Annotated in this window: 26 protein-coding genes and 1 tRNA gene; 12 read left to right on the top strand and 15 right to left on the bottom strand. The window is 49.9% G+C overall.

Annotation, left to right across the window (positions count from 1 at the left end; genetic code table 11):
* The first annotated feature begins 31 nt into the window (after nt 1-31).
* The 3 genes from M0415_RS19760 (at nt 32) to M0415_RS19750 (ending at nt 1146) form a co-directional block, all read left to right on the top strand.
* A tRNA-Asp gene (locus M0415_RS19760) sits at nt 32-108 on the top strand.
* A 306-nt stretch (nt 109-414) separates the two neighbouring features.
* Nucleotides 415-669 carry a YkgJ family cysteine cluster protein gene (locus M0415_RS19755; protein WP_011624688.1) on the top strand — a complete coding sequence of 85 codons (255 nt, stop codon included), beginning with the start codon at nt 415-417 and terminating at the stop codon, nt 667-669.
* A gap of 21 nt (nt 670-690) precedes the next feature.
* Nucleotides 691-1146 (top strand): Rrf2 family transcriptional regulator, encoded by a 456-nt coding sequence (locus M0415_RS19750; protein WP_249552841.1) that lies wholly within the window; start codon nt 691-693, stop codon nt 1144-1146.
* Here M0415_RS19750 and M0415_RS19745 read toward each other — a convergent pair.
* From M0415_RS19745 to gpmM, 4 genes are read right to left on the bottom strand one after another with little or no spacing between them, the layout of a single operon-like run.
* Entirely contained in the window at nt 1121-1876 is a 756-nt protein-coding gene (locus M0415_RS19745; protein ID WP_249552843.1) for a divergent polysaccharide deacetylase family protein, read from the bottom strand. The genes M0415_RS19750 and M0415_RS19745 overlap by 26 nt on opposite strands.
* Nucleotides 1877-1888: 12 nt before the next feature.
* A complete protein-coding gene (locus M0415_RS19740) occupies nt 1889-3094 on the bottom strand; it encodes a S41 family peptidase (RefSeq protein WP_249552845.1) in 1206 nt (401 codons plus the stop codon).
* A gap of 48 nt (nt 3095-3142) precedes the next feature.
* Nucleotides 3143-4276: a murein hydrolase activator EnvC family protein gene (locus M0415_RS19735; protein WP_249552847.1), complete on the bottom strand. Its 1134-nt coding sequence runs from the start codon at nt 4274-4276 to the stop codon at nt 3143-3145.
* A 10-nt stretch (nt 4277-4286) separates the two neighbouring features.
* Nucleotides 4287-5831 (bottom strand): 2,3-bisphosphoglycerate-independent phosphoglycerate mutase, encoded by a 1545-nt coding sequence (gene gpmM / locus M0415_RS19730; protein WP_249552849.1) that lies wholly within the window; start codon nt 5829-5831, stop codon nt 4287-4289.
* Between the two features lie 265 nt (nt 5832-6096).
* Here gpmM and M0415_RS19725 point away from each other — a divergent pair, with 265 nt between their 5' ends.
* The 4 genes from M0415_RS19725 to M0415_RS19710 all read left to right on the top strand — a co-directional run bounded on the left by M0415_RS19725 (nt 6097) and on the right by M0415_RS19710 (nt 9721).
* Entirely contained in the window at nt 6097-6531 is a 435-nt protein-coding gene (locus tag M0415_RS19725; protein WP_011620881.1) for a rhodanese-like domain-containing protein, read from the top strand.
* Nucleotides 6532-6791: 260 nt separating this feature from the next.
* A complete protein-coding gene (gene secB / locus M0415_RS19720) occupies nt 6792-7277 on the top strand; it encodes a protein-export chaperone SecB (RefSeq protein WP_011620882.1) in 486 nt (161 codons plus the stop codon).
* Nucleotides 7278-7281: 4 nt separating this feature from the next.
* On the top strand, nt 7282-8298 hold the full coding sequence (gene gpsA, locus M0415_RS19715; protein ID WP_011620883.1) for an NAD(P)H-dependent glycerol-3-phosphate dehydrogenase: 1017 nt from the start codon (nt 7282-7284) through the stop codon (nt 8296-8298).
* 238 nt (nt 8299-8536) lie between these two features.
* A complete protein-coding gene (locus M0415_RS19710) occupies nt 8537-9721 on the top strand; it encodes a BaiN/RdsA family NAD(P)/FAD-dependent oxidoreductase (protein ID WP_011620884.1) in 1185 nt (394 codons plus the stop codon).
* Between the two features lie 361 nt (nt 9722-10082).
* Here M0415_RS19710 and M0415_RS19705 read toward each other — a convergent pair whose 3' ends face one another.
* The 7 genes from M0415_RS19705 to M0415_RS19675 all read right to left on the bottom strand — a co-directional run bounded on the left by M0415_RS19705 (nt 10083) and on the right by M0415_RS19675 (nt 17151).
* On the bottom strand, nt 10083-10592 hold the full coding sequence (locus tag M0415_RS19705; RefSeq protein ID WP_249552851.1) for a GNAT family N-acetyltransferase: 510 nt from the start codon (nt 10590-10592) through the stop codon (nt 10083-10085).
* Entirely contained in the window at nt 10582-11769 is a 1188-nt protein-coding gene (locus M0415_RS19700) for a MerR family transcriptional regulator (RefSeq protein ID WP_249552853.1), read from the bottom strand. The genes M0415_RS19705 and M0415_RS19700 overlap by 11 nt, the downstream gene beginning before the upstream one ends.
* A 384-nt stretch (nt 11770-12153) precedes the next feature.
* Nucleotides 12154-13515, bottom strand: coding sequence for a TrkH family potassium uptake protein (locus tag M0415_RS19695; RefSeq protein WP_249552855.1), 1362 nt, complete (start codon nt 13513-13515; stop codon nt 12154-12156).
* A gap of 1 nt (nt 13516) precedes the next feature.
* Nucleotides 13517-14215, bottom strand: coding sequence for a potassium channel family protein (locus M0415_RS19690; protein ID WP_249552856.1), 699 nt, complete (start codon nt 14213-14215; stop codon nt 13517-13519).
* Between the two features lie 44 nt (nt 14216-14259).
* Nucleotides 14260-14949, bottom strand: coding sequence for a response regulator transcription factor (locus M0415_RS19685; protein WP_249552858.1), 690 nt, complete (start codon nt 14947-14949; stop codon nt 14260-14262).
* A complete protein-coding gene (locus M0415_RS19680) occupies nt 14950-15996 on the bottom strand; it encodes a sensor histidine kinase (protein ID WP_249552860.1) in 1047 nt (348 codons plus the stop codon).
* A gap of 228 nt (nt 15997-16224) precedes the next feature.
* Nucleotides 16225-17151: a pirin family protein gene (locus M0415_RS19675; RefSeq protein ID WP_249552862.1), complete on the bottom strand. Its 927-nt coding sequence runs from the start codon at nt 17149-17151 to the stop codon at nt 16225-16227.
* 134 nt (nt 17152-17285) lie between these two features.
* Here M0415_RS19675 and M0415_RS19670 point away from each other — a divergent pair, with 134 nt between their 5' ends.
* From M0415_RS19670 to mog, 4 genes are all read left to right on the top strand, one after another.
* Nucleotides 17286-18023, top strand: a complete 738-nt coding sequence (locus M0415_RS19670; protein WP_249552864.1) for a sulfite exporter TauE/SafE family protein — start codon at nt 17286-17288, stop codon at nt 18021-18023.
* 114 nt (nt 18024-18137) lie between these two features.
* The gene (locus tag M0415_RS19665) at nt 18138-18602 is read left to right on the top strand and encodes an NlpC/P60 family protein (protein WP_041408656.1); all 465 of its coding nucleotides are present in this window, start codon (nt 18138-18140) and stop codon (nt 18600-18602) included.
* 24 nt (nt 18603-18626) lie between these two features.
* Nucleotides 18627-20111, top strand: coding sequence for an MFS transporter (locus M0415_RS19660; RefSeq protein WP_249552866.1), 1485 nt, complete (start codon nt 18627-18629; stop codon nt 20109-20111).
* 133 nt (nt 20112-20244) lie between these two features.
* Complete coding sequence (gene mog / locus M0415_RS19655) at nt 20245-20778, top strand: molybdopterin adenylyltransferase (protein WP_006083754.1); 534 nt, start codon at nt 20245-20247, stop codon at nt 20776-20778.
* 33 nt (nt 20779-20811) lie between these two features.
* On the opposite strand, the gene M0415_RS19650 is transcribed toward mog, so the two are convergent.
* The gene (locus tag M0415_RS19650) at nt 20812-21033 is read right to left on the bottom strand and encodes a hypothetical protein (protein WP_249552868.1); all 222 of its coding nucleotides are present in this window, start codon (nt 21031-21033) and stop codon (nt 20812-20814) included.
* A 151-nt stretch (nt 21034-21184) separates the two neighbouring features.
* Here M0415_RS19650 and M0415_RS19645 point away from each other — a divergent pair, with 151 nt between their 5' ends.
* On the top strand, nt 21185-22228 hold the full coding sequence (locus M0415_RS19645; protein WP_249552870.1) for a GlxA family transcriptional regulator: 1044 nt from the start codon (nt 21185-21187) through the stop codon (nt 22226-22228).
* Nucleotides 22229-22231: 3 nt separating this feature from the next.
* Here the strand turns inward: M0415_RS19645 and M0415_RS19640 are convergent, their stop codons facing one another.
* The 3 genes from M0415_RS19640 to M0415_RS19630 all read right to left on the bottom strand — a co-directional run bounded on the left by M0415_RS19640 (nt 22232) and on the right by M0415_RS19630 (nt 24512).
* Nucleotides 22232-22492, bottom strand: a complete 261-nt coding sequence (locus tag M0415_RS19640) for a phage shock protein B (RefSeq protein ID WP_249552872.1) — start codon at nt 22490-22492, stop codon at nt 22232-22234.
* Between the two features lie 57 nt (nt 22493-22549).
* Nucleotides 22550-23689, bottom strand: coding sequence for an ABC transporter permease (locus M0415_RS19635; RefSeq protein ID WP_249552874.1), 1140 nt, complete (start codon nt 23687-23689; stop codon nt 22550-22552).
* A gap of 88 nt (nt 23690-23777) precedes the next feature.
* Nucleotides 23778-24512 carry an ABC transporter ATP-binding protein gene (locus M0415_RS19630; protein WP_023265913.1) on the bottom strand — a complete coding sequence of 245 codons (735 nt, stop codon included), beginning with the start codon at nt 24510-24512 and terminating at the stop codon, nt 23778-23780.

The raw sequence follows: 24512 nt of genomic DNA, 5'->3' as shown, positions 1-24512 counted from the left end.
CGCCTAATTTGGTCAATGACCAGACAGAGTTGGAGCGGTAGTTCAGTTGGTTAGAATACCGGCCTGTCACGCCGGGGGTCGCGGGTTCGAGTCCCGTCCGCTCCGCCAACACAAAGAGATAAGCCTCATCGAAAGATGAGGCTTTTTTCGTTTACACGCCGGATAAATTTACTCAGACTCATTTTCAGCGGTGTTTTACTCTGCCTCATTTATGTAAGTTATTCTGAAACCACTCTTTTTATTAAAAGGGTTTAGCTGTTTTCTTTATGATAGACTGCTAGTTTTTACGGCTGGACAGGTCAGTTTTTCATTTGTGGGTGAGGTGGTTGTGCGCCACTTGGCAGTATTGAACTGTGTTTCTGCCCTCAGATAAATTAAACGGTATAATGTTTACCAATTTTTACGAGTAATAAAATGAATTGTCGTCTAGGTTGCGGTGCTTGCTGTATTGCACCTTCAATCAGCAGTGGGATCCCTGGTATGCCAAATGGTAAGGCGGCTGGAGAGCGCTGTGTGCAGCTCAGTGATGACAATTTATGTTTGATTTTCGGCTCGCCTGATCGTCCTGCGGTTTGTAGTGATTTTGAAGCGTCTTTAGATGTCTGTGGGGATTCAAACGAAGAGGCGCTCTGGTTGATCACAAACCTTGAATCTCAAACATCTCAATAGTTTATTGCTGACAGGTGAATTATGCAGTTAACACGCTATACCGACTTTGGTGTTCGCACGCTGATGTATCTGGCGGTTCAGCCCGATAGAACAACCCTTTTTAGGATCGCGGAGATTACCGAGGTCTTCGATTTGTCGCCAAATCATGTCTCGAAGATTGTGCACCACTTAGGCAAGTTGGGTTATCTGGAAACCATACGCGGCAAAATGGGCGGATTTCGTTTAGGTAAACCAGCGAGTGAAATTAACCTTGGGAAACTGATCCGTGCGTTAGAGAACTCTCTGGCACCGATTGATTGCAGTAAACCCTATTGCCGTTTCACTCCCGCCTGTCAGTTGAAGGGCGTATTAGCCCAAGCTGTTGAGGCGTATTTAAACGTACTCGATCAATACAGTCTGCAGGACATTGTGAGTAATCGAAATGAGCTGCTGTCACTGCTGCCAGATATGACTATTTCTGTCTTACAGTTGGATTAGCGCCTTTCTCATGGGCTAGTTCGATGGTCAACAAACTTGACGTCGGCACTAGCTCAATCCCTTCCGCCTTTAGGCGCGCTAAGTTCGTTTTTAAGAAGTGAATGGTTTCGGGGTAAGGATGGGCGATAGCCACCAGACTGCCTTGCGTGTGAGCCTGACTTATCATCAAATTAAACTGTTTTTCCAGCGCTGCGGCACTGACGTCATTATCGAGAAAGAGTTGGCGTCGTAGCAGTGGCACGCCGAGTAAATCTGCCTTATCTCCTGCCTTAGTGAACTTAGTTGTCATACTATCGACAAAGTAGAGCTGCTTCTGCTTTAGCGTTTCCATCACCCACAGCATAGGATCATCGAGCTGCGTTAGTAGGCTTCCCATATGATTGTTGGCGCCTTTAGCAAAGGGCACACTGGCGATGGCTGCAAGTACACTGCTACGGATCTGTGCTTCGCTCATATTATTCGTTAAACCACCAACACCTAAGGCTTTACCATTGAGAGCCTGCATGGGTAAGTGCAGCATAATCTCATGGCCTTTGGCGTGCGCGGCTTTAGCTAATTTATTGCTGAGCGGTGTGTGTGGCAGCACAGACAGGGTGACTGTGCTGGGAAGTGAAAGCACGGCTTCGTCGGTGTGTCGGTAGCCAATATCATCGATGATCAGGGCAATTTGAGCCGCATTGCTTGGCGCAATGCACAGGGCCCAAAGGGTCAATATGTAAAATAGACGCACTATTTCTTCTTATTAGTCATGATGTCGCATCCAAGCGATAGCAGAGGTCACTAGGCTGTCTTGGCTGACATCGGTTCGTGCTGAGATGGCGTCGATTATAGCCATATTCTTTTGATTGGGGCCAGTTTCGCTCGCAACTTTAATGTCGGGCACTATGCCGATATTGTGAATGTTTTCCCCTCTGGGCGTGTTGTACTGGGCGATAGTGAGCTTGATGGCGTTGCCGTCGTTCAGTATGGGGATCAGGCTTTGCACTGTGCCTTTGCCAAAGCTAGTTTCACCGAGCAGTTTGGCGCGGCCATTTTCCTGTAGAGCCGCGGCGAGCACTTCGGAGGCGGAGGCAGAGCCTTTATTGATCAGCACTAACATAGGCACATTGGTCAACATGGTTTGCGGTGAGGCGTAATAGTCGGAGTTGGCATCGAAGAAGCGGCCAGAGGTCGAGACGATTCGGCCCTTCGCTAAAAAGAGGTCAGCAATTTTGATTGCCTGATCCAGCAAGCCGCCGGGATTATTGCGTAAATCTAAAATCAAGCCCGTGAGATGCGCGTTTTGCCACTGGCTTAAACTGCGCACCATATCCTCGGTGGAGTTCTCTTGGAAGCTACTGAGCCTAATGTAGCCGATATTGCCATCCAGTAATTTGCTAGTGACAGATTGAATGGTGATGGTACTGGGTTTGAGTGATACCTCGAACTGAGCGTCATCATTATGATGCTTCAGGGTGAGGTGAATACTCTGATTGCTGAGGCTATGTTGTTTGATTTGATTGAGGATATCTGCAAGATTGGTTTCGGTGGTTGGCGTGTTATTGAGCTTGATAATGATGTCACCCGCTTGGATGCCTGCCTGTTCGGCGGGCGAGTTCGCAAAGGGCGCGATAATACTGATATGGTCTTTATCGCTAGCGACCTCAAAACCAAAGCCGAAGTATTCGCCGCGATTGGAGTCTTTTAAGTCGAGTAACTCTTGGTGATTTAAAAAGCTGGAATAGGGATCTAAATGCTCAAAAATCCCTTTAATGGCGGCTTGCACCAGCTCATCTTTGGAAACGGTTTTAACGTAATAGGTTTCGACCGTTTCTAATACATCCTGCAATAGCGGGTAGTCGAAGTCACTCTGATATGACTTGGCATTCTCTTGGCTGGAGAGGCTAATGGACAAGCCTAGGCTTAGGCCGAGTCCAAGGCAGACGATATTGCGGATTAGATGTTTCATAGCCGTCCCCTGTGATGATGGGGACGGCCACCTTAGCAACAGTACTGATTAACGACAGTACTTGGCTGGATCGACCGCTTGCCCCTTATACCTTATTTCAAAGTATAGGCCAGGCTCAGTCTGTCCACCCGAACGTCCGACTAAAGCAATAGCGTCACCGGTTTTGACCATTTCTCCAGGGCTTTTTAACAGGGCCTGTGCATGGCCGTAGAGGCTCATATAACCTTTACCATGGTCTATCACCATCACCATACCGAAGCCTTTTAGCCAGTCGGCATAGATGACCTTACCGCCAGAAACCGCGCGAATATTTTGCCCTTCGGGTGCTGAGAGCATAGTGCCTTTCCACACCACTTGGCCGGATCTCGGGCTGCCAAAGCTGGCACTGACGCGGCCTTTAGTCGGCCATTTGAGTTTGCCGCCTTGTTTATCGAAGCCTTCCATCGAGGGGTTATCACGCATCGCCTTGAGCGCTTGCTCAACCACCCGTTTTAAGCTGGCCTCTTCAATTTGCAGTTGTTCAAGTTCGGCGCCCTTAGTATTCAGGGTGCGCTGTAATTCTTTTAGGGTGAGCTGGCGTTGATCTTGTTCTTGGTTCAAGCGCTTAGATTGCACTTGTTGCTCGGCCATCAGCTTAGTTAATTGTTTTTGCTTGCTGGTTTGCGAGACTTTAATTTCATCTAGTTCGGTGATGGTTTTCTTTAACTCGTTAATCGAGTTCATGCGTGCCTTGTTGAGGTATTGGTAATAGGCCAACATCCGCTCAATCGTGGCGGGACTCTGCTGATTCAGCATCATCTTAGTGTAATCGTGGTTACCGGCAAGATAGGCGCTCGAGAGTTGTTTTGAGAGCGTTTTTTGCTGGCTGACCTTGAGGGTTTCTAACTCTTCTTGGCGTTGTTTGAGTTCGGCGAGCTTAGTATCAATCTGCGCCAAACTGTTTTTGGTGCTATTGACCTTTTTGGCTGCCGCCGCAATCGCCTCTTCATCGCTACGCAGCAGAGCGAGTAACTTTTCCCGCTGTTTACTGGTGTTTTTGAGCGCGCTTTGTTGTTGGTTTATCTGCGCTTGGATGGATTTCAACTCGGACTGACGCTTCTCCAAATCAGAAGCGTAGACCGAGAAAGATAACATCATAAAGCCAGCAATAATGCTGGCTTTAACGGGGAGTCGAGTGCTCACTAGGTAACAACTACTCTTTTACGTGGATTAAGGGCTTACCCGTCATCTCTGCGGGAATGGTTTCACCCATCAGGTGCAGAATCGTTGGGGCAACATCGCTCAGTTTACCGCCTTCATCTATGGTGGCGTCACGGCCAACAAACACAAAGGGTACGAGTTCACTGGTATGCGCCGTATGGGCTTGGCCAGTGGTTTCGTCGGTCATCTGCTCGGCGTTGCCGTGGTCAGCGGTAATAATACATTCGCCGCCTACTTTCGCCAGTGCATCGACTACGCGGCCGATACAGGCATCGACAGCTTCGCAGGCTTTAACCGCCGCATCGAAGTTGCCAGTATGACCCACCATATCACCGTTCGGGTAGTTACAGATAATCACATCGTATTTGGCGGATTCAATCGCCGCGACTAACTTATCCGTCAGCTCGGTTGAGCTCATCTCGGGTTGTAAGTCATAGGTTGCCACTTTAGGTGAGTTGATCAGGATGCGATCTTCACCGTTGAATGGCTCTTCCTTACCGCCGTTGAAGAAGAAGGTCACATGGGCGTATTTTTCAGTTTCGGAGATACGTAACTGAGTACGGCCACGATTTTGCAGCACTTCACCTAAGGTATTCACTAGGTTTTCAGAAGGATAAGCGATAGGCGCCTTGATATCGGCCGCGTATTCGGTCAGCGTTACAAAGTTAACCTTTGGCGTCACCGCACGTTCAAAACCGTCGAAATCGGCATTGATAAAGCTGCGGGTGATTTGACGAGCACGGTCGGCGCGGAAGTTCATGAAAATCAGCGCGTCGCCATCGTTCAAGCTGGCAACCTTGCCTTCGCTATCGGTAATGGCAGAAGACGACACAAACTCATCGTTTTCATCACGGTCATAAGCGGCTTCTAACGCGGTCACGGCGTTATCGTATTGGAACTTCGCCTTGCCTTGAGTGATCAGCTCGTAAGCCTGTGACACGCGGTCCCAACGGTTATCGCGGTCCATGGCAAAGTAACGACCAATAATCGAGGCGATACGGCCATGGCCCAATGTAGTAAACAGATCATCAAAGTGGCTTAGGCTACCTTTGGCGCTGCGAGGTGGGGTATCGCGACCGTCTAAGAAGGCATGTAAGTACACTTTAGTGGCACCGCGCGCTACGGCCATACGGCACATGACTTCGATATGCTCTTCATGGCTGTGTACGCCACCGGGAGAGAGCAGACCCATAATGTGCACTGCGCCACCGGCTTTGACTGCCGCATCGACGGCATCACAAAGGGCAGGGTTTTGTTCAAACTCATGATCTGCAATGGCTTTGCTGATGCGGGTCAGCTCTTGGTAAACAATTCGGCCAGAACCTAAGTTGATATGGCCTACTTCAGAGTTCCCCATCTGCCCATCGGGCAAGCCTACATCTAAGCCTGAACCTGAAATTAAACCGTGGGCATATTGGGCGTTGAGACGGTCGAGTACTGGTGTGTTGGCGTGGTAAATCGCATTCATATGCGTATTTTCACGGTAACCCCAGCCATCGAGGATCAACAACGCGATTGGACGTTTAGTTGTCGTCATGGTGATACCTTTAAAGTTTAAGGAAGCTAAAGAAATCTGAAATTGGTTAAATATTACTACGTAAGCGGGGTACGAAAAAGCGCTTTACCTAGATTAAGGTCATCGAATCGCTATTTGAGCAGATTCTGTGAGCGCCAAGAGAAGCGAGATGGCGCAAGGGCTGAGCTGTGTTCTAGAACTGTGACTAAACAGCTGCAATCTGCCAAGGCAATGGGTATACTCTGTGCCCTTATCGAATTTTTCGCCATTTATACGGGCTGTAACCATGCAAGAATATATCGAATTTTTTAAGGCTCACACTATGCTAAGTCTGGCTTGGGTGGGTTTGTTTGTAATGCTTGTGGTCAGTGTGATCAAATCGAGCTTCTCTAAAATCAAAAATGTCACTCATCAAGAACTCACCACTATGGTGAACAGACAAGACGCTAAAGTCGTGGATGTGCGTTCAAATGACGAGTTCCGTAAGGGCCATATTGTTGATGCAGTTAACGTTACGCTTGCGGATATCAAAAATAATCAGGTTTCAGCCCTTGAAAAGTTCAAAGGCAGTCCCATTATACTGGTATGCAATGCTGGCATGACCTCGTCTCAAGCGGCTCAGCTTTTAAGTAAACAAGGTTTTGAAAACCTGTATAACTTGAAAGGTGGTATGGGTGAATGGCAGGCAGCGAATATGCCTGTTTCAAAAAGCAAAAGATAAGTTGTCGGCGGCAGTTATGCGCTGTGCTGCATAGTTAATTGATTGTGCAGCAGTTGCGTCATCATTGTTTGGCATACTAATCCTGTGGTCACTAAGGGCTTAAATTAAGTATTTAGATTGACTTCAAAAGTACCCCGTTAAGGGAACGTTGGGACGGTACTGAGATCTCATTCAGGCATCAAAGCATAAGCCCAGCTAAATAGACAAAAAAGCCAACCAGATAAGTGTTGGCATAACATTGATAGGATAGGTAGGAAATTATGGCTGAAGTAGCAAACAACGAACAACAAGCCCCACAATTCAACATCCAACGTGTTTACACTAAAGATGTTTCTTTCGAAACACCTAACAGCCCAGCTGTATTCCAAAAAGAATGGAATCCAGAAGTTAAGTTAGATTTAGACACTCGCAGCGCTAAATTAGCCGACGACGTATACGAAGTGGTTCTGTCTTTGACTGTGACTGCACAAAACGCTGGCGAAACTGCTTTCCTGTGTGAAGTACAACAAGCGGGTATCTTCTCAATCGCAGGTCTGACTGAGCCACAACTGGCTCACTCATTAGGTGCATACTGCCCTAACATCCTATTCCCATATGCGCGTGAAGCTGTAGGTAGCTTAGTGGGTCGTGGTACTTTCCCACAACTGAACTTAGCACCAGTAAACTTCGACGCTCTGTTCGCACAATACGTGCAACAACGTCAAGCCGCAGCAGCTGCACCAGCAGCCGAAGAAGCTAACGCTTAATTACATGAAAAACTCTGCCGATATCACGGTGTTAGGGGCGGGCTCTTATGGCACCGCCCTTGCCATCTCTTTAGCCAGCAATGGTCATAAGACCTTGTTGTGGGGGCACGATCCTGCCCATATGCAAACGCTCGCTCAGGACAAATGCAACCAAGCTTTCTTGCCTGGTATTGCCTTCCCCGAGTGTTTACATATCGAAGCCGACTTAGCCAAAGCCTTAGCGGCCAGCAATAATGTGCTGGTTGTGGTACCTAGCCATGTGTTTGGCTCGGTATTGGCCCAAGCAAAACCTTTGTTACGCCAAGATGCTCGCATCGTATGGGCGACCAAAGGACTCGAGCCTGAAACCGGACGTTTGCTACAAGATGTGGCCCGTGATGTGTTAGGCGAGCAATATCCGCTGGCGGTATTGTCAGGACCGACGTTCGCGAAGGAATTAGCCATGGGGTTACCTACGGCGATTTCGGTTGCGGGCACCTGTCCGAAATTTACCGCTGAGCTAGTGGAATTGCTGCACAGCCCTAAACGCTTACGTGTTTACGCTAATGACGACTTTATCGGCCTGCAATTAGGCGGAGCGGTCAAGAACGTTATCGCCATTGGCGCGGGGATGTCCGACGGTATTGGCTTTGGTGCCAACGCCAGAACGGCGTTAATCACCCGTGGTTTAGTCGAGTTAACTCGCTTAGGCGAAGCCTTAGGCGCCAGCACTGCCACCTTTATGGGCATGGCTGGATTAGGCGACCTAGTGTTGACTTGTACCGACAACCAATCCCGTAACCGCCGCTTTGGTTTAGCCTTAGGTAAAGGCTGCGATGTGGATACTGCCCAGGCCGAAATCGGCCAAGTGGTTGAAGGTTATCGCAATACTAAAGAAGTGTTTACGCTAGCGAAGCGCATGGGTGTCGAAATGCCGATCACCGAGCAAATCTACCAAGTGTTATACCAAGGCAAAGCGCCCTTGGATGCCGCCAAAGAACTGCTCAGCAGAGAAAAGAAATCAGAAACGCCAGCGCAATAAAGCGCGAGCCGTGATGATGCTGAATAAAATAAAGGGTGCTAAAATAGCGCCCTTTTTTATGTCCGATCGCCAACGCCTTAATGTACTGGCAGCAGTCTGCATTGGCTGTATCTATTAAGGCTGGATGCTGAACGCGAAATATTTACCCCAATATCGAAGACCAATACCGTAACTCAGTCTTTGAACTATTTGGGATGATGGGCAATAGCCAAATTAATTTATCGACTGGAGTATAAGTGTGAAACATCATGATGTAATTATTATCGGAGCCGGCGCCGCAGGATTAATGTGTGCTGCAACAGCGGGTTACCGAGGTCGTGATGTACTGGTACTCGATAATGCCAAGCAGGCTGGGCGTAAAATCCTTATCAGCGGTGGCGGCCGTTGTAACTTCACCAACCTTAAAGTCGAACCCGCCAACTTTATCTGTGGTAACCCGCACTTTGTTAAATCCGCATTGGCGCGTTATCCGTCGCAGCAGTTTATCGAACTGGTTGAGCGCCACGGCATTGAATACCACGAGCGCGACCATGGCCAGCTGTTTTGTAATGACTCGGCCAAAGAGATAGTCACTATGCTGCTGACCGAATGTGAGTGGGCGGGTGTGAGCATTAAACTTCGCACCGATATTCTGGCAGTGAGCAAAACCGAGGCTGGCCGCTTTGAGCTAAACACCTCAAATGGCGAGTTAAGTTGCGACTCCTTAGTGATCGCCACTGGCGGTTTATCCATGCCGAAACTTGGCGCCACCCCCTACGGCTATCAATTGGCCGAGCAGTTTGGGCTTAAGGTGTTGCCAACTCACGCGGGTCTGGTGCCTTTTACTTGGCACAGCGAAGATAAAATTCGCTTCGAACCGCTATCGGGCATTGCCGTACCGAGCCGCATTACCGCCAAAGATGGCACCGCCTTTAGCGAAGCCTTGCTCTTTACCCACAGAGGCTTATCTGGCCCCGCCATTTTGCAGATTTCCAACTATTGGAAAGCAGGCGAAACGATAGAAATCAATCTATTACCCAATATGGATGCCGCACAGGCCTTAGAGCAACAACTGGCCGCACATCCTAAACAGAGTCTGCGTAATACCTTAAGCCAGTGGTTACCTAAGCGGCTGGTGGAAGTGTTATTCGATGAGGCTTTACTCAACAAAGCCTTAAATCAGCTTGTTCATGCAGAGCGCGCCAAGTTAGTCGACGATCTGCACCGCTGGACAGTATTAATGAATGGCACCGAAGGCTATCGCACCGCCGAAGTGACCCTAGGCGGCGTGGATACCCATGAACTGTCCTCCAAAACCATGGAAGCTATTAAAGTCCCCGGCCTGTTTTTTATCGGCGAAGTGATGGATGTCAGCGGTTGGTTGGGAGGGTTTAACTTCCAATGGGCTTGGGCATCTGGCGTGGCCGCAGGTCGAGTGGTTTAGTCCCTAACTTGCAAGATTGATGAGTTTAAAGCCCTGACTGTTTGAACTCATCAAAGCCAATCTTCTGGCCAACTGCAAAGCCAGATCACTTTGTCGTTAGGCGTGCAGGGTTATTTGTCATTGTTTCCTCAGTCACATACCACACTTTATTTTAATAAGAACTGCCCCAGAGGGCCCTACTAAAATAGAAGTTCAGTGATGCTTGAAGGCTTCCGGAACTATGCAGAAAGGGTATCTTCATATCCACATTTATATGATGTGCTGTTATGCATAGCTACTTGAAGTCACATTTCAGCAATGGATAAAAAATGAGTTAGGGAATTGGCGCTAACTCATTGGTTTCATAGTTTCTCTTTACTTTTTAGTTGTCAAAAAATGCAGAGTGATAGCTAACTTCCCCCGTCGGAGTATCGTCGGCTAGTGATAAAGCTAGGAAATATTCTGAAGGAATATTTGGAAGTGTCAGTTTTGGCTGTGACTCAAAGCCAAATCGGCCATAGTATTTTGGTTCGCCAAGTAATACGACCCCTTCAATCCCTTGTGCTTTAAGTTGTGATAACCCTTCACGAATTAGTGCGCCACCGATACCTTCACCTTGACGTTCTGGCACTACTGAAACTGGGCCTAAGCCACACCAAGCAGACTCTTCGCCATTTATCAGAATCGGAGAAAAGGCAATATGACCAACGATGCCTGTTTGATCTTCACAAACTAGAGATAACGACAATACTTTTGCATCACGTGGTCTATTGACGATCAAGTGTTCTGTTGGTTTAGCTCCCGGTTCGTGGTGCGGATGGTTCTCAAACGCTCGATAGATAAGATGTTCAATTTCTGAAAGGTCGGAATGATTTTCAGCTCTAATTTTCATGTTTTAACCTTTGTTTCTTTAATATAAATACTTGGTAGCCATATTGACCTAAGTATTGCTCGTGTATCCTGAGTTCTTTGCGTAAGTCATTGAGTGAATTAGAAGTAAAATCCTTGTCATCGAGCTGAGCGATCTTTTGCTTCAATGGTTCCAGATAGTTACGCCACGACTGTTCACTCTGTGTAAAGTTTTCGATAACCTCATAGCCCGCTTTTATCATCTCTTTGATTCGATGTTCGCTAGTTTCCATGTCGGGATAGTTTTGTTGCCAAAACTCTATGGCTTCGGTATCTGGGTTATTGGTCAACCAAATCAAGTCACTAATCACTAAGTAACCATCATGCTTAAGAAATGGTTTCCAACTTTTGAGCGCCTGCTTGATGCCCATAATATAGGCACAGCCTTCTGACCAGATCAGGTCAAATTGCCCCTGTTCAAATGGTAGCGCCGTCATGCTGGCACAAATCGATGTTATTCGATGTTCAAGAGCATTTTCTTTAGCCTTTTCTTTAAGGCAGCTTAAGCTGTACTCATCGTTATCGAGTGCCGTTAAATTGAAGGCAGAATTTTTTGCCAGAAAGAGGGTTGTGACTCCTTTTCCACAGCCAATTTCTAGCGCATCCCCTGACTTAATAGGCAAAGAGCGTAATGCTCTGAGGGAGTCACCTTCATCACTAGGCCCCAGCCGATCTAAACCTTGAAAAATCGCTTCAAAGTCAGCCATATATTGATCATGTTCATTCATATCTTTGGACAACCATTTGAGTCTCAGTGCCTGCTTTTCACTAAAACCCTGTTTTAACAACCATTCTAGGTGTGCTGATGGCGCTTCTTTGTCCATCGACTGGTGCCACTCCTTCATCGAGTTCATGCCAAGCATTGAGGAAAGCAGCTCTCTTGCCCTTTGTTTTTGGGCGATTTCTTCATCCAATACATTAAGCCTATGAAGTAGCAACTCTCTGTCAATTTGAGCCTCCAAACATGCTTGGCACTCTTTTAAGGTTAATCCTCCAGCCTGTAGTTGTTGTAACAGTTTGACTTGTTGGACATCTTTGTCTGAGTAGCGGCGATACCCATTGCTTTGCCGTTTGGCAGAAATTAGTCTGAGTTTTTCGTAATAGAGCAGAGTGGAACGGCTCAATCCGACTTTTTGTGCTAATTCAGAAATACGGTACATGGGGTTCCTCTCATTTATGAGCGAACTATAAACTGTGAAGTTTTAGACAGGTCAACATTCATTTTGGCAGAAACTTGAAAATAATCTTGAGCGTCAGAAGGGTGTGGAATGGCGAGTAGGGGCTCCATACCAGCCTAAATCTGTATGACATAGGCCTTTATTTGCCCCCACTTTGCTCTGGATTCTTGTTGTACTTTGGCTGGCATTATTCATATTCGCGCAAGACGACCGTCGGCACTTGCGGTCTATTCATCGCGTCGTCGAGCAAATGCCATGGTTCGCCGATAAGTCAGTGCTTTCATAGCTCGCTTGATTATCTCGCTGGCTCAAGATTACTAATCTCTGATGGTCAGTCAATTTGGTATATCACCCACCAATCAATCCTTACCCTATTGCCAATTTGGTTTCTGCATAGCGCAGTTTTTTTATCCTTGGGTTGGCAAGAAAGTAGGCCAACATCAGTGGGCCGAGGCGCCCCATAAACATCATAAAGATGATAATCCCTTGGCCTACACTGGATAAATTACCTGTTAATCCGCGGGATAGTCCGACGGTGCCGAGGGCGGATACGGCTTCGAACGCGATATCCATAATCGGGGCTTTTTCGGTGAGCACTAGGGCGAAAATTGCCAGCCAAGTGACGCCGATAGAGATCATCGTCAAGGCGAGCGCCTTGCTAATGATGTCTTTGGGGATTTCGCGCTTAAACACATACACAGCTTCATCGCGGCGTAAATAGCCGTAGGTGGCGAGAATAAGCACCATAAAGGTCACGACCTTAATGCCGCTGGCAGTACTGAGGGAGCCGCCGCCGATAAACATCAGTACCAAAATCAATAGGGTGGAACCATCTTCGAGTTGGTCTATAGGTAAGGTGTTAAAGCCTGCGGTGCGCGGGGTCACGGCTTGAAACCAAGAGGCCAACCATTTGCCGAGTTCGCTTAAGGGCGCGAGGGTGTTGGGGTTGTTGTACTCAATCAGGTAAATGGCAATCACGGCTACGGCATTGATCAGTATGGTGCCAGTGATCATCATACGGCTGTAGACGGTGAGTTTCGACCAACGTTTATTGCGTTTAAGGTCAATCCACACCGAAAAGCCAAGGCCGCCCACAATAAATAAGCCGGTGATGGTGAGGTTAACGACAGGGTCTGCCACATAGGGCATTAGGCTATCTGGGCTTAGGGCAAAACCCGCGTTATTAAAGGCGCTAATGGTATAAAAAAAGCCATGAAACAGGCTGGTTTGCCAGCCCAACTCACCGCTCCAATGGACGGATAAAATCAGCATTCCCACGGCCTCAACCAATAGCGAAAACACCAGCACGGCCTTAGCGGTCGAGACTAAGGTGGAGGTATCGGTTTGATTAAACGCTTCTTTCGCCACCGTTTGCTGCAAGAAACCTATCTTACCGCCCAGCGCTATTAGCGTGACGATGGCAAAGGTCATCAAACCTAGGCCGCCGCATTGAATTAACAGCGCGATAATCACTTGGCCAAAGGGCGTGAACACACTGCCTGTATCGACGACCACAAGCCCTGTGACCGTCACCGCCGAGGTCACGGTAAAGAGGCTTTGCAGCCAAGTAATGGGCGACTCGGTGGCGATGGGCAGTTTAAGCAAGCAAGTGCCAACTAAGATCAGCAGAGCAAAACTGACACTTAAGATAAAAGGCGGCGCGCCAAAGAGTTTTTTACCGCTTTTAGGTGTGTGCTCTAGGGTGAGCGAAGGGTGCCATTGAACCACGTTACACCAACCTTGGTGCGAGCTGTTTTAACTCGGCACGGCTACCGCAGAGGAATAGGGCATCCTCTGTGCGCAGGCTAAAGTCGCTATCAATCTTGCTAAATACGTTGTGCTCACGCTTAACCATCAGCGCCGCCACCTTGCCCTTAGGGTTGCGTTGGACATTGGTTTGCTCATCGGCGCTGTGTTCCTGCAAGCTCCCGAGCAGTTGGCCAACAGTAGTCTGATGCAACTGAGCTTTAATATGGATTTCAACAATATAGAGCCCATCGCCGATGGTGAGAAAATTATTCACCATAGGATAGTTAAGCGACTGGGCGACGCGGATCCCCATTTCTTCCTCGGGATGAATAATGCGGGCAACGCCGAGTTTCGACACTATAGTATGGTGTGCCTTGGTGCTGGCCTTGACCCAAATCGTCTGCACGCCGAGGTTTTTCAGTGCTAGGGTGCACAGCAGGCTAGACTGCATATCCTCACCGATAGCGACCAGCACGGCCTCGCAGTTGGTCAGATCGAGTTCCCGCAGCGATGCCTCATCGGCGCAGTCGCAAATTACCGCTTCTGTAAGACTTTCTACATATTTTTCAACGATTTTTGGGTCGCTATCGACACCAGTAACCGTGTGACCTAAGTGGATGAGTTCGAGGCTCGCGGCAACGCCGAAGCGGCCTAATCCGATGACAGTAAAATGTGCCATTCCATATCCTTTTGTGATTGAGCTAAAGAGTGAGGCGAGCTGGCCTAGGGCGGGCCGAGGTCGGTGAGTCGATACCCTAAACCGGGCTCGGTTTTGATCAGTTGTTGTTCGTCGCTGTCGTTGAGCTTTTTACGCAGTTGGCGGACTAAAATCCGCAGATAGTGGCTATCTTCCTGATGAGTCTCGCCCCAGATATTGCGCAGCAGTTCGTTCTGTTTCAGCAATTGCCCCGGGTGGGACATGAGTTGGGCGAGCAGGGCAAATTCCTTTTTAGTAAGCGCCACTTCCTGTTGATTGAGCCAGCATTGATGGCTGCTCTTTTGTAGGGATAGCGGGCCAAATTGCAGCATATCGGCATTGCTTGAGGTATCCACAAGGTCACGGACTAATACCTTGATACGCACGATTAATTCCCTGATCCCAAAGGGCTTACTCAGATAATCGTTAGCACCTGCCTCGAGCAGGCGGATTTTTTCTTCCTCCTGATCGCGAGCGGTGAGCACCAGCACAGGGGTCTTATCCTGCTGGCGCAGCGCATGGAGCAATTCGATACCATCGCCATCGGGCAGGCCGAGGTCGAGCACGATAAGGTGCGGCTGGTGGCTTTGGTATTGTTTAAGCGCCGTGGCTATGCTGGTAGCGCTTAAGTATTCAAAGCCTTCCGCCTCGAGTGAGATCCGCATAAAGGTATGGATTTGCGGCTCATCATCCACCACTAATACCTTGTAAGCCATTTATGCCGCCTCCGTGGTTATGGGTAAAGCGATGCGGATCAAGCTGCCTTGGGCGACACTTTCGGCGCCGATGCTGCCCCTATGGGCGGTAATTATGCCTTTGGCGACCGCAAGGCCTAATCCCGCGCCGCCATCGGTCGAGGGATGTTGACGATAGAACAGCTCGAAAATGGCCTCGGCGTCGGCTGGCGCTATGCCTTGTCCTAAGTCTTGAATATCGATGCGCAGCATCTGTTGGTGGCGATAGAGGTTTACCGTAACAGGCTGTTCCGCGGGTGAGTAGCGCAGGGCATTATCGAGTACATTAAAAATCGCCTGCTCAATCAAAGAGCTGCAAATCATTAATGGCGGAAGTTCTGGCTCACAGTGAATTTGGATCCTAGGTTGCGCGGTTTGAAAGCGGGCGATAGTGCGCTGTAACACTTCGCGTAGATTGGCTTCGTCTAGGCTAAATTTGAGCGCGCCATGTTGTAACTTAGTGGCCTGCAAAAGGTTTTCGATATATTGGTGCAGCCTATGGCTCTCTGCGGCGGCCGAGTCGATAAGCTCCTCGGTTTGCGTCGGGTTAAGTTTGGCTTGGTATTCCTTGAGGGTGGTTAGGGTGCCAATAATGGTCGCAAGCGGCGTACGTAAATCGTGGGAGACAGAGAGCAAAATGCTGTTTCTGAGCTGCGCCTGTTCGAGCGCCTGCTGCTGGCGGCGGTAATGTTCGGCTAACTTGCTGCTAGTGAGCGCGACCAACAAAAACACGCTTAAATTGACTATGTCTTCGACGTTGAACATCTGCAACGAATAGCGTGGCGTGGTGAATAAAAAATTGAAACTGACGGCGCCAAACACAGCCACAAAATAGGCGTAATTGGCGCTGCATTGTAGGGCCACGGCGACCACGGCTAATTGCAGGATAAGCAGTACGGCAATGGCCGAGCCTGAAAAGTGATCAATCAAATAGCTAGTGAGCAAGGCAATCACTAACAACATGGCGGTAAATAACGCGGGGTGCGTGCGCCAGTATTGGTTGATGGAGGCTGTGTTTGCAAAAGTCATAACGGCTAAGACGTTGCTGAAGTTAAGGCTACTCTAGCAAAGGCCTGTGGGGATAGCGCGTAAAAAATCCGTAAAATTTTCTGGGGCTTGGCGAGAGGGCGTTGTCTGGCATTTACATCAGGCTGGCGGTTTTGATCGCCGCCTTGCATCAGATAAGGGCTGCCAATGCCGCCATTACGCGAGGTAATCTAGCTCCATTACCTCGCGCTAACGTATTAACCGCTGAGATTACCAAGGGATGGGCGGTGGCATTAAGCGTTTACCACTATAACCCGGCACAGTGGCAAAGCGTGGGGACTTGGCCTCCCAATCGGCTTGGGCACTGGCGATATCTTCCTTGCTGTGGCCGACAAAATTCCACCAGATACTGACGGTGTCGGTGAGGGGCGCGCCACCAATCAGTAGTAAACGTGCACCAGGGTGAAGGTCGAGCGTCACGCTCTCGCGCAGCATGCCAAGGTAAGCGAGGTTATTGTTATCAAAGGCCTCGTCGTCGATATCGAATCGGCCTTCGAGGGGCATTAGGCCATATTCAAATCGCGGATCCAGCCTGAGTGTCAGTTGTGTGGCCCCTGCGGCGAAGATATCGAGTGCGACGATTGGCGAAAAGTGCAACGTGGGGGCTTGTTTATCCTTCCACGAGCCAATCAATAGGGTGAATTCGGCGCCCGCCTCCTGCCAAGTGGGCAACAGGGGATAATGGTCGAACCTCGGGGCTGTGTCCTTGTGCTCCAGCGGCAACGCAATCCATAGCTGCACCGCATGCATAGTACGATGACCTTCGACGGACTCTTCGGTGTGGGCGATGCCATGGCCCGCGGTCATCAGGTTTACTTGCCTCGGGCGTATCACTTGGGCGCTACCTAGACTGTCCCTGTGCATGATTTCCCCCTCCAGCATCCAAGTGAAGGTTTGAAGGCCGATATGGGGATGCTCGCCCACATTCATTAAGGGGCCGTCGGTGACTGGGCCAATATGATCCAGAAAACACCAAGGACCTATGAGTCGACGCGGTTTTTGCGGAATCGCCCGCGCTACGGGTATCCCGCCCACATCACTGATTTTGGGTGCAATCTGCTGGATTTGGATCCGCCCATCTTCGACGGGACATTCCCTTGGGCCGCCGTAAAATGGCGATGTTTGCATTTGACTCATATCGACTCCTTATCTTCATTTAGACACGGATAGACTTAACATTTATGCTGGTGCAGCGAGGCGATGTTTCGCCCTCAAGGTCTGTTACTCGATGCTCGACCTTAATGACTTTAACGCAAGATTGGGAATAAGGGATGTTAACAGACCCTCTTTTTTGGCTGGTGGCGATTCCTGCGGTGTTGATCACTGGGATCTCTAAATCGGGCTTTGCCGGCGGCGTCGGTGGCCTGACCGTGCCCCTGTTAGCGCTGGCGATAAGCCCGGCAACTGCGGCGGCAATCATGTTGCCATTGCTGATTTATATGGATTTTTTAAGTGTTCGTTCTTGGTGGGGGCAACATAATCTATGCCAATTATGGATCCTTTTACCCGCGGCGATTGTGGGCATAGGCATAGCCTATTGGTTGTTCGACCGCTTAAACGAAGATTACTTACGGGCGATTTTAGGCTGTGTGTCCTTAGGTTTTGGTCTTTATGGCTTGATGTTAGGGGATAAAACCCAAGCGACGCCTTCGCCACTCGTGGGACGGCTTTGCGGCTTAACCGCGGGCTTTACCAGCTTTGTGGCCCATGCGGGCGGGCCGCCACTCAATGCCTATTTGCTGCCGCTACGCTTGGCCAAGCCAGAGTTTTTAGCCACGGCAGTGGTATTTTTTGCGGTGGTGAATCTGGTTAAGTTGGTGCCCTACAGTCTGCTCGGGCAAATTAACCAAGGTAACATTCTGATCTCCTTGTTACTTGCGCCTTTGGCTTGGTTAGGCGTAAAACTGGGGTTGTCGATCCAAGATAAAATCAGCGATAGGCTGTTTAAACGCATCATCTTGATTTTAATGGTGCTGGTGGGTATTCGTTTACTGTGGACGGCGTTATAGTTTTAAGCTTGAGATTAGCTTAGGCTGATACCATCGATTTTTCACTGTATTGTCGTTATCGCTTTGATAGCACCCGATATTACGCAAGAATTGCCTGCGATGAGTTTTACGCTAATGAAACGATTACTGATAGTTATCTTAGCCTTAGGTCTTGGCGCCTGTGCGAGCGCGCCAGAACCTAAGCCTGTGGTGAAGCAAGTTGAACCCGTATCCGTTTGGAACGATAGCAATATTGCCGATTTCCATTCCGAATGGCGCGGCGTGCCCTATCGCCTAGGTGGCGGCACTAAGAAAGGCATCGATTGCTCGGCCTTTGTGTCGGTCGCTTATCAAAAGATGTTGGGTATGACTCTGCCGCGCACAGTGGAAGAACAGCAAGCCCTCGGCAAACCCGTGGCGCGGGATCAACTGCGTAAAGGCGACTTAGTGTTTTTCAAAACGGGTTGGAGCACGCACCATGTCGGCATTTATGTGGGTGGGAATAATTTTCTCCATGTCTCGACGAGCCAAGGGGTGAAAATTTCGAGCCTGCTAAACAGTTATTGGGCATCAAAGTATTGGAATGCAAGGCGAATTTAAGCCTTAATCACAGGTGGAGACTCTATGAGCCCAGCGTCTGTTTCGTCCCAGCATGAGCCTCTGCCCACCTCGGTTTTTCTGGCGATTTTCTCCGCCGTATTCTTACCCATGTTTCTGGCGGCGGTCGATCAAACCCTACTCGCCACCGCAACCCCTGCCATAGTGGAAGATCTTGGCGGCCTCAGGCAAGCCTCGTGGATCACTATAGGTTATATGCTGGCGATGGCGGCGAGTGTGCCTATTTACGGCTGGCTGGGGGATAACTTTGGCCGCGCTAAAATCCTGATGATTGCCTTAGTGGTGTTTGCGCTAGGTTCGGTTGTTTCCGCCAGTGCTTGGACTATGGACCATATGATTGCTGGGCGGATCCTCCAAGGTCTGGGCGGTGGCGGGTTGATGAGTCTGTCCCAATCCCTTGTGGGTGAACTGGTACCGATACGGCAACGGGCGCGTTTTCAGGGGTATTTTGCCGCTATGTTTACCCTCGCCAGTGTTGGCGGCCCAGTGATTGGCGGCTTTGTGGTGCATGCCTATTCTTGGCACTGGTTATTTTGGGCGAATATTCCTTTGGTCATGCTGGCGGTTTTGCGGCTTAATCGCTTGCATAAACAGAGTGTTAAACCCGTACGGCAAGGGCGGTTTGACTTGCTCGGCGTGCTGCTATTTCCCGCTATCATTACGGCGCTGCTGTATTGGTTGTCTGTGGCGGGGCAAGACTTTGCTTGGCTATCGGCCACAAGCTTAGGCTTTATGGGATTTATCTGTGTGGGCGCCCTTGTGCTGTTGTGGTGGGAGCGTCAGCGTGAGAGTCCTTTCTTACCGCTGGATTTGCTCGCCAATAAAGCCATTTATATGCCGCTCTTCACGGCCGCGCTGTTTGCCGCCTGCCTGTTTGCGATGATCTTCTTTTTACCCATTTACTTACAGGTCGGTCTGCATACCAATCCGGCCAAAACGGGCTTGCTGTTGATGCCAATGACCTTTGGCATAGTGACGGGCTCCACCATAGCGGGCAGGCTGTTGAGTCGGGATGTGGCGCCTAAGTGGTTGCCGACCTTCGGCATGGGCTTGGCCTTTATCGGTTTGCTCTTAATCGGTTTAGTGCCGCCGAATGCGAATTTGATCGGCGCTTTAGGTGTGTTGGTGGGAATTGGCTTAGGGACTGTGATGCCTAGCGTGCAGCTGGTGGTGCAGAGCGTGTCGGGCAAGGCGCGTTTAAGCCAAATCACCGCCATGGTGTCCTTGAGTCGTTCCATGGGCGCGGCAATTGGCACGGCCTTATTCAGCCTGTTGCTATATGGCTTGTTACCGCTCGAAGGTGCGCAGGTGGGGATTGCGGCAATAAAGCAATTGCCCATTGAGGTTGTGCACCACGCCTTCCAATGGGGCTTCATCGCGGCGGCTCTGGTGGCGCTTAGCTGCGCGATTGTCGGCTATCTCTCGCCCGCGACACCGCTAAAGGATCATGATACTGAGCCGCTCCCTAAAGCCGCTAGCCCGGCAGACTAGCTGCTAATACGTGAGCTAAGTCGAGTTGTCGGCGCGCATTTCGCCTTGTTTTTATGCTATTTTAGCCGCAGAGAAATTAGTGGATCCCAAAGTGCTTAGGGGTCGAGTCACAGATTGATGTTTGGAGTGGGATATGAGCAAAGCAAAAATCGGGATTGTTACGGTAAGCGATCGTGCCAGCGCGGGGATTTATGAGGATATCTCGGGCAAGGCCATTATCGATACCCTCAATGATTACCTCACCAGCGAGTGGGAGCCGATTTATCAAGTGATCCCCGACGAGCAGGATGTGATTGAAGCGACCCTGATCAAGATGGCCGATGAGCAGGATTGCTGCTTGATTGTGACCACGGGCGGCACAGGCCCAGCCAAGCGCGATGTCACGCCTGAGGCGACCGAGGCCGTGTGCGATCGCATGATGCCTGGCTTTGGTGAGCTGATGCGCGCCGAGTCGTTAAAGTTTGTACCGACGGCGATTCTCTCGCGCCAAACTGCGGGCTTACGCGGTGATTCATTAATTGTGAACCTGCCTGGCAAGCCAAAATCTATCCGCGAATGTTTAGATGCGGTGTTCCCCGCCATTCCTTACTGCATCGACCTGATGGAAGGTCCGTACCTCGAGTGTAACGAGGCCGTGATTAAGCCTTTTAGACCTAAGGCAAAATAATGCGCCGCACCGCAAGATGACATAAACCCAAGCCTAGCTTGGGTTTTTTATTACCTTGTTAATAGGACTTGGCGGTTTACTGGTGATCAGCAGCGCCGACCCGCCCGTTGCGATAAACAGCACTGGGATAGCCACAAAATGCGCGAAGGCATTGGGCGCAATGCTGAAGTTTAACCAGAGCAAGAGTGCCCAAGTGAGGCTGAGTAAGCCAAAGGCCAGTAGACGTTTAAGCTGGCTGAGGGTGCGCTGTGTCATAGTGTCGTCCTGTGTGCTGGAGGTTTAAGCACAGTCTAGAAACTCTCACACTGGGCTTGAAGTGTCGTTATTGACAATTTAAAGGTGAGTAGTGACATTTTGTGCCAGTGCGCTAGACTCAATGCATGATGAGACTGGTGAGGGCATTGGGATGAAAAGGATCACTATTTTGGCGACGGACAATACGGTTGCCAGCGGGATTATTGGCTTTCTCGATGTATTTAGTTTCTGCAATACCTATTGGCGGCGAGTCAATCCTCAGGCTGGGCAAGACCTGTTTGAGTGCCAAGTGGTGTCGAGTCACGGTGGTGATATCCTAACGAATCAAGGCATTAAAGTGCCCGCGGTGGGGCTTAATACCCCGAGTGATATTCTGCACTCCGATGCGGTGATCTTGGCCTCGGCCATGGTGACCAATAAGAGCGAGTTTCAAAACTATCTCTATGATTTTGAGCCCTTGTTCGAACCATTAAGGCTGTTTGCTGCCTCGGGTAAACCATTAGCGGCCTATTGCTCCGGCACCTTGATTTTAGCGGCCTCTGGCCTGCTAGATGGGCGCGAGGCGACGACTGTCTGGTGGTTGAATGAGATGTTTCAGCGACACTTTGCCAGGGTGAACCTGCGGATGGACAAGCTGGTGGTGTCCGACGGTCATCTACACACCGCGGGGGCGACGACCTCGAATATGAGCCTCGCCTTGCATTTAGTGCACATTCTGGTGGGTGAACAGTTAGCAAGCCAGATGGCAAAAATCCTGCTGATTGACCCAAATCGCCAATCCCAACAACCCTTTATGACCATGGAGCTGATGACATCGAGCCATAAGGATGAGGTGATTTGGAATGTGCAGCAATGGATGCAGCATCATTTAACCGAACCGCTGTTACTGGATGATATTGCTGATAAATTTGCCCTAGGTAAGCGCACGCTTATCCGCCGCTTTAAAAAGGCATTAAACGAGACCCCGGCCAGTTATGTGCAGCGCCTGAGGGTGGACGAGGCAAAACGCTTATTGGAAACGACCAGTTTAGGCTTAGAGGAAGTGGTCACCCGTGTGGGTTATGAGGATGTCAGCTCGTTTCGCAAATTATTCATTCAGCTAACGAGCTTAACCCCGAGGGCCTACAGACAACGCTTTAATACTCAGCAGTATGAGTTTGATAGCGATAACTGCTGCGAGGCCGAACTGCATTAACGATTATTTTAGTGCGTCAATCTGCTGCGCCAGCGTGCTTTGCTGGGCGTTGTGTTCTGCGTCTGTGACTATGCGTTCCAGCACTTGCACACGTTCGATAAGCACCTGATTCTGTAAGCTCAACTGGGTGAGTTTATCCTCAAGCTGTCGATCATTTCCGCCACCCAATTGGCGGATTTTCAGGTAATGCTTGAACATTTCGGTGGCACTTATGCCCACCACAAAAGTCACCATGATCACCATCAGCACATATTCGTTTTCCATAACAGGCTCCTTTAACCCTATTCGAGGGCGCGGCGCGCCCTCTGCGGGTCGATAGTGTTATAAACCGAAGACTACCTTTTCACTCTTTAAGGATTTTTCCATGCCGAATGCTAATACGAGGGCGATGGCTAGGGTGCCCAGCGTCGATACCAGCAATTGCAGCATATTCATGTCCTTACCTTTGATAAAGTCCATCAGCGCCTGTTGCTGACCGGATACTGGCAACCACTGCAGAATGTCCGGCGCTATGTTGTAGCTGGCCGCCATCGATAGTGCTAAGGGCACAAACAACACCATGGTCAGGTAGGATTGGGCTTCCTTAAAGGTTTTCGCCATAAAGGACACAAACAATTGCAGACAGGCGGCCATCAGCGCGACGGGAATACCGACCAGCAGCATTAGCGCCATAAACTCATTGGTGATGCTGACGCTAAAGCCGAGTTCCTGCCAAGGCACGAAGGTATAGGCGACCTTAGACACCAGTAAAATCAACACTAAGCCGAGCAGGGCAAATAGGCCGACGGCGATGATTTTAGAGAGCACTAACTGGCGTGTGGTAAGCGGATGGCTGAGTAACAATGCCAAGGAGTTGCGCTCACGCTCACCGGCGCTGGTGTCGATGGCCAGATTCATCCCCGAGATAAACACTGAGTAAATCATAGTGAAAATGGCGATGCCTAAGATCATCCCGCCCTTAGAGTCGGTTGTGGCTTGGTCATGCACATTCACTTTCAGAGGCTGCACTACTCGAGGGTCAATGCCACGGGCGATTAAGCGCAGGCTGCCCATTTCGGCGCTATAGGCCTGTAACTGTTTCTCTAAGCGACGAATCGAGTTTTGCAGTTTTTCCTCTGAGTTATCGGCCACGATAGTGATCTCTGCGCCTTTGCCTTGGTTCATCTGCTTGGCATAGTTGGGGCTGATAATCAGCTCTATGGCTTTCAGATCCTTAGCGCCTGCTTCGCCCTGAGTAATCCCCTTGTTGGACAAAAATCTCACTAAGTCCGGCGCCTTGTCTGGGGTAGTGATGCTGATTTTCAGATCGTCCGGGCTGGTCAGTTGGCCGATAAGCACCATAAACAGGCCACACATGATCAGCGGCGTACCAATGGCGTAGTAGAGGCCCGCCATCACAGAGCGTTTATCGCGGGCGGCGTCTATCAGTTCCTTGCGAACCATTGCGATGATTTTGTTCATGATTATTCCTTATCCCAAGTTTGTCTGTTCGCCATTAGGTCGAAGCAGGCGTTATCGCAATTTGTGTGAGCGTTAATGCTGTGAGTCATCATGCGGCAATGCCCTCATCGGTACCGATCAGCTGGATAAAGGCATCTTCGAGTGAGGCCTTACCCGTTTGCGCGCAGAGTTGCTCTGGGCTGCCGATGGCGACCACTCGGCCCTGCGCCATCACGATCACTTGGTCGCATAATGCTGCGACTTCCTGCATCACATGGCTGGAAAACAGCACGCAATGCCCTTGATTCTTAAGGTCGATTAGAATGTCGCGCAGCAAACGAGTGCTCATTACATCGAGTCCGCGGGTCGGCTCGTCGAGGATAATATTGCTCGGGCTGTGGACTATGGCCTGGGCGAGGGCGGTCTTCATTCTTTGCCCTTGGGAGAAGCCTTTACAGCGGCGATCGCTGATATCTTCGAGGCGCAATTTGGCGATGACATTATCAGTAGCCGCCTTGGCATCGCTCGCGGATAAGCCGCTGAGTTCGGCAAAGTAACGGATATATTCCCTTGGTGTGAGGCGCTCATACAGACCGAACGGGTCGGGGAATAAGCCTAGTTGTTGCTTAGCGCCAATCGGGTCGATGGCAACGTCGATACCTTCAATTTCAGCCGTGCCAGTATCGGGCTTTAACAGACCGAAAATCGTGCGCAAACAGGTGGTTTTACCCGCGCCATTGGGGCCGAGTAGGCCGGTGATCTGGCCGTTTTCGGCCACGAAGCTCAAATCGTTTAAGGCCTGCACTTCGCCGATGCGCTTAGAAAGATGGGATACTTTGATCAT

The sequence above is a fragment of the Shewanella sp. 10B genome (assembly GCF_023475885.1).
Lineage (GTDB): Bacteria > Pseudomonadota > Gammaproteobacteria > Enterobacterales > Shewanellaceae > Shewanella > Shewanella mangrovisoli.
Note: the sequence above shows the minus strand (reverse complement) of the source record. Positions and strands in the feature narration are given on the sequence as shown.